We start from the raw sequence: 5,269 nt of genomic DNA, 5'->3' as shown, positions 1-5,269 counted from the left end.
AACTCCCCGCAGATTCAAATTATGATGACTATGTTTGTGCAATGGTTGGATAGTTAAGCCGTTAATTACTATGCTCAAGGTAGCTACAGCCAGCATGGGTAAGCCTGATACAGGTTGAGGATTTTGAAGACGTTCCACAGCTTCTAAAGCAATGAAACCAGCTAAAGTTACTAAACTCACCCCATTTAGTAATCCTACCCAAGCTTCTATTTGCTGGTACTTAAAATTCGTTTCACCCGAAGATTGACGCTCTGTTAACCAGACTACTAACACTGTCAATCCCAAAGTCACTACATCAGAAAATAGGTGTCCCGAACCTGCTAAAAGTGACAAACTACTATCCCAAAGTCCAACTCCTAATTCTATTAGGAATAGGCTACTTCGCAGCCCTAAAATAACCCAAAGTAACTCTAAGTTTTGTGTACTCTCTACAGCTTTAGTGTAGGGATAGTGGTAATGTCCCAATTTTTGGTTAGTGAAATTCATAATTATTTTTTTTTGCATTCAACGCCTCTAATGCGAAAGTTGAGGAAATTTGAAGAAATGGAACATATTTTAAAAGTAAAAAATGGGATATCTAAGACAATTTAAAGCTACTAAAAGTTTTACTGTCTGTGCATATTGGGTATGTCACCTAATCTGACTCAGCAATAGATATACAGCAGTTTGCAAGTAGGTGAAGTATAAATGCAGGACTCAAAATCAAATATACAAACTTTCTGCCTCCTGCCTCACAACCTGTAAATTTGTACTTCATGCACACGAAAACTGCTGTATCTTTAATTATGGCGTTCGCGTAGCGGCTGCTTTGCAGCATCGCCCGCTAATATTAATCCTTGACAGCCTTGGTTCTAAATAGCCGCATTCCATTTGCAGTAACTAATAAGGAAGTCCCTGTATCTGCTAAAACAGCTACAGCTAACCCAACAAACCCAAAGGTTCCTAATAGCAGAAATAAACCTTTTGTTACTAAAGAAAAGACAACATTCTGTTTAATTACAGATACAGTGCGACGGCTTAGTTCTACTGCATAAGCAAGTCGTCTCAGGTCACTTCCTACGATCACGACATCTGCTGTCTCCAGAGCAATATCTATTCCACCAACTGCAAAACTAATATCCGCAGCAGCAAGCGCAGGAGCATCGTTAATACCATCTCCAACCATACCTACTACTCCTGTTTGACGCAGAAGTTGAATTTCTTCAAGTTTATCTTTTGGTAGCAGTTCTGCCCGGTACTCTGTAATTCCAACTTGCTGGGCAATCTGTTTAGCAACGGCAGTACGATCGCCCGTTAGCATTACTAATCGCTTTAATCCAACCCGCTTCAACTGTCGCAGGGCTTCCGTCGCTTCCAAGCGAATACCATCAGAAAGTGCGATCGCTCCTAATAACCCTTCATTTGTTCCTACCAGCACCGGAATTTGACCGAGTTGTTCAATAGAAGCTAACAAATATTCAGCTTCACCAGATAAGCGAATACCTTGGTCTAAAAACAACCGTTGATTGCCTATGAAGTATAACTGCTCCTTAAAGTTCGCCTGAATCCCTTTCCCAGGTAGTGCAGTAAAGTTAATAGGTGTTTCTAACTCCATCCCTTGATCGTGAGCCTTGGCTACAATTGCCTTGGAGAGGGGATGCTCAGACTGTTGCTCAACTGAAGCTGCAATCAGTAATACCATGTTTGCGCTTACCTTGCCAAGGTCATAAACCTTCTGTACAACGGGTAGTCCTTGCGTAATCGTACCAGTTTTATCAAAAGCAAAAGTAGTCAAACGTCCAGCCGTTTCCAGCGCATTACCCCCTTTGAACAAAACGCCCTTACGAGTTGCTGCACCAATGGCGCTAACAATCGAGACAGGAGTAGAAATTACTAAAGCACAGGGGCAGGCTATTACTAACATCACCAATGCCCGGTAAAGCCAGACGTTGAACGATTGAGCAAATGCCAACGGTGGTATTAAAGCAATGGCGATCGCTGCTAAAATGACTATCGGTGTGTAAACCTCTGCAAACTTATCCACCCACTGCTGCGAGGGTGCGCGGCTTTCTTGAGCTTGTTCCACAAGATTAATAATTTTGGCAACAGTTGTATCGCTAGCAGTGTGAGTAACTTTGACTTCTAAAAAGCCTGTCTGATTCAGTGTCCCAGCAAAGACATTATCACCTGGAGCTTTATCTTCTGGAATTGATTCTCCTGTAATTGGAGACTGATCGATGGCGCTTGCGCCAGAAACAACTACACCATCCAACGCCACACGCCCTCCTGGTCGAATTGTCAAAGTTTCACCTAGCTGAATACTTTCGACGGAAACTGTCACCTCCTGACCATTCCGCTTGACGGTAGCAGTGGGCGGAGTCAAATCCATCAGGGAGCGAATGGCATTGCGAGTGCGACCAAAGGTGAAAACTTGCAGTGTTGTACCAAAAGTGAACAAAAAGACGACTAGCGCCCCTTCAAACCAGTCCCCTAAAATTACAGCCCCAATCACCGAAATCGTCATCAGCAGATTCATATCGGCGCGGCGCAAGCGCAATTCAAATAAACCAGCCCGTGCGATCGGATAGCCAGTAATTACTATGCCGATGCCATAGAAAGCCCGTGCTACCCAAATAGGTAGCGCTAGATTTTGAGAAATTAAGCCCAAAACTAAGCCTATACCTGCAAGTATGACACTCTGCCCCCGGCGATTTTCAATCCAGAATCTCCAGCTTGCCAGGTCTGACTTTTGTTTTGGCTTGTTTATTGGCTTTTCGTGTTGGTGTTCGTACTCACGATCGCTTACGGCGGGCGTTTCGCCATCGCAAGAATCAGTATGATGATGGGAACTTGCCTCAACACCCTCCTCAACTGTATAACCCAAACTTTTAATCCGATCATAAATTGCCGTCTCATTTACCAGTTGCGGGTCATAGGATACTTGCAATCGTTCGCTGGCAAAGCTGACCGATGCTTGTTTTACGCCTATTATCTTCTGCACCCCAGCCTCAATCGTCTTGGCACAGCTGCCACAATCCATCCCGCCGATTTGTAGTTGTAGCATTTTCACAGGAGTTACATCGACGTTATGGTCATGACTCTGTTCAACCGCATAACCCAAACTTCTAATTTGGTCATAGATAGTCTTTTCACTCAAGACTTCTGGGTTATAGGAAATCCTGGCTTTGCCTGTCGTAAAGTTTACTTTTACTTCTGTAACACCATTTAACTGCTGCAAACCGACTTCAATCGTCTTGGCGCAGCTTCCGCAGTCCATACCACCAATTTGCAAAGTTTGGCTTTTGAGAGAAGGAGTTTGAGTCATGGCATTACAACCAAGGCAAAAAAGTTAACTGCCAATATTCTAATACAACAATTGAATAGATGTTCAACTGTACAATACTTTAATTTTAGTTAAAATTGAAAGTGATAACCATTGCCTATACTTAATGCCATGAACAAGCGCCAAAGCGAAGAAGAGTTGGTATTGCTTCAAAATGCAGGCGTACCAAAGTGTGATACCCATTTGGTGCATCTGGATAATGTGCGGTCAATTCAAACACAAATCTTGTCTATAGACAAGGCAAAACAAATGGCAGAAGTCTTTGGAATACTTGGAGATCCGAATCGTCTGCGGCTGATATCAGCTTTGGCCTCCCAAGAATTATGTGTTTGTGATTTAGCTGCATTGATGAAAATGACGGAATCAGCTGTTTCTCATCAATTGCGATTATTAAAAGCGATGCGTTTAGTCAGTTATCGTCGAGAAGGTAAAAATGTTTATTACAGCTTGGCTGACAATCACATCATCAATTTATATTCCTCTTTGGCAGAACATTTAGATGAGTGAAATGAACCAACAATGGCGTATATAAAAATACTTACCAAGCATATAGCGCTGATGAGTGTAGAAAACCAGCCCTTTCAAGGTGATGAAATTTGGAACAAAGGTTAGTGATTTCAACCTTCAAAAAGCGCAAAATCTGAGCAGAGGATTCAAGATGGTAGCACTGAAACACATATCTTCGTTGGTCACTTTGAAAGGGCTAGTGTATAAAACTTGAATTTTGGCGTTTTTACTTAAAACATTTTAGTATAATTTATTACCATCACTGGTTTTAATGGCAACTAATTAGCAAAGTACGGTGACGTAGAGAATGTGACTTATCATGATCTGCGGGATGAGAGTAGCGATCGCTTCCAGCTGGCAAAGCAAAAAATATGGATATCTTTGCTACTTATGAAAAGCAGAGTATTCAATTCCATGCCCTAAGAACGCGAGTAGCAGGGGCGCGTAGATTTGTCTCATTCCACGTCTTAGTGCCAGGAGAGTGGTCATGGTCATCATGCACTGTGTGAGGAGATAGAGCTAACGATTATGCGATCGCTGCCAGAAACCTATGTCCTTACCCATCTTGAACCATTGGAAGACCCAGTATCGTGGTATGACCAGAACTTAGATAGGACAATTAATATTAGTAGGGATTGAGCCTGAGCAGAATCCGAAGGCTAGGGAACCTACTAGAGCTTAAATTGCAACTTCCCCGCAAGGAAGGAAAAATTTTGCCACTACAGATTGATGTTTAGTCCAGATTTTCTGACATTATGAAAAGAATATGAAAGAATTTCCCTAGAAAATAAATGACTCGCCCCGAAAAGCGCCCCAGTCTCCCTGAAGTTCACCGCAGTATTAAAATTCCCAACAGTAAGAGCTTTTGGCCCAAGATGTTGGCTTATGCAGGGCCAGGGTATCTGGTTTCAGTCGGATATATGGACCCTGGCAACTGGGCAACAGATATCGCTGGGGGGTCTAAGTTTGGCTATACCCTGTTGACAGTAATTCTGCTGTCGAACCTGATGGCAATATTACTGCAATCGCTATGTGTGCGTTTAGGTGTTGCCACAGGACGAGATTTGGCACAGGCTTGTCGAGACTATTTCAATCCAAGGGTGAGCTTTTGTTTGTGGGTACTGTGTGAGATTGCGATCGCAGCTTGTGACTTGGCAGAATTACTGGGAAGTGCGATCGCCCTGCAACTTTTATTCGGTATTCCCTTGATATGGGGTGTGTGCATCACTGCGCTGGATGTCTTGATATTGCTATTCCTGCAAAGTAAAGGCTTTCGCTATACAGAAGCTTTGGTAATAATGCTGGTAGCAACCGTAGGCATCTGTTTTACAGCGGAAATTCTCTTCTCCCGACCTGATATGGGCGGAATTTTGTTAGGATATCTGCCTAAAAAAGAAATTTTACAAAACCCAGAAATGCTCTACATTGCCATTGGCATTT

General features: G+C 42.8%; 5 protein-coding genes. 3 read left to right on the top strand and 2 right to left on the bottom strand.

The window, feature by feature from the left end; translation table 11 throughout:
* Positions 1 to 486: cation diffusion facilitator family transporter (locus ACWATR_RS38520; RefSeq protein WP_460345219.1), on the bottom strand; the 486-nt coding region annotated here is incomplete at its 3' end.
* Positions 487 to 829: 343 nt separating this feature from the next.
* Positions 830 to 3,304: a heavy metal translocating P-type ATPase gene (locus tag ACWATR_RS38515; RefSeq protein ID WP_289794637.1), complete on the bottom strand. Its 2,475-nt coding sequence runs from the start codon at positions 3,302 to 3,304 to the stop codon at positions 830 to 832.
* Between the two features lie 129 nt (positions 3,305 to 3,433).
* Between ACWATR_RS38515 and ACWATR_RS38510 the strand changes: the two genes are divergently transcribed.
* The 3 genes from ACWATR_RS38510 to ACWATR_RS38500 all read left to right on the top strand — a co-directional run.
* The gene (locus ACWATR_RS38510) at positions 3,434 to 3,829 is read left to right on the top strand and encodes an ArsR/SmtB family transcription factor (RefSeq protein WP_289794636.1); all 396 of its coding nucleotides are present in this window, start codon (positions 3,434 to 3,436) and stop codon (positions 3,827 to 3,829) included.
* A gap of 371 nt (positions 3,830 to 4,200) precedes the next feature.
* Positions 4,201 to 4,338, top strand: a complete 138-nt coding sequence (locus ACWATR_RS38505) for a cation transporter dimerization domain-containing protein (protein WP_414567987.1) — start codon at positions 4,201 to 4,203, stop codon at positions 4,336 to 4,338.
* A 282-nt stretch (positions 4,339 to 4,620) separates the two neighbouring features.
* Positions 4,621 to 5,269 (top strand): Nramp family divalent metal transporter (locus ACWATR_RS38500; RefSeq protein ID WP_460345214.1); only part of this gene is annotated, 649 nt, incomplete at its 3' end.

The sequence above is a fragment of the Nostoc sp. UIC 10890 genome, from assembly GCF_054786515.1.
This window is presented reverse-complemented; position numbering and strand designations above follow the sequence as displayed.

Coding starts and splice junctions, on each gene's coding strand:
- ACWATR_RS38510 (WP_289794636.1), top strand. CDS start 3,434: ATGAACAAGCGCCAAAGCGAAGAAGAGTTGGTATTGCTTCAAAATGCA.
- ACWATR_RS38505 (WP_414567987.1), top strand. CDS start 4,201: ATGGATATCTTTGCTACTTATGAAAAGCAGAGTATTCAATTCCATGCC.
- ACWATR_RS38515 (WP_289794637.1), bottom strand. CDS start 3,304: ATGACTCAAACTCCTTCTCTCAAAAGCCAAACTTTGCAAATTGGTGGT.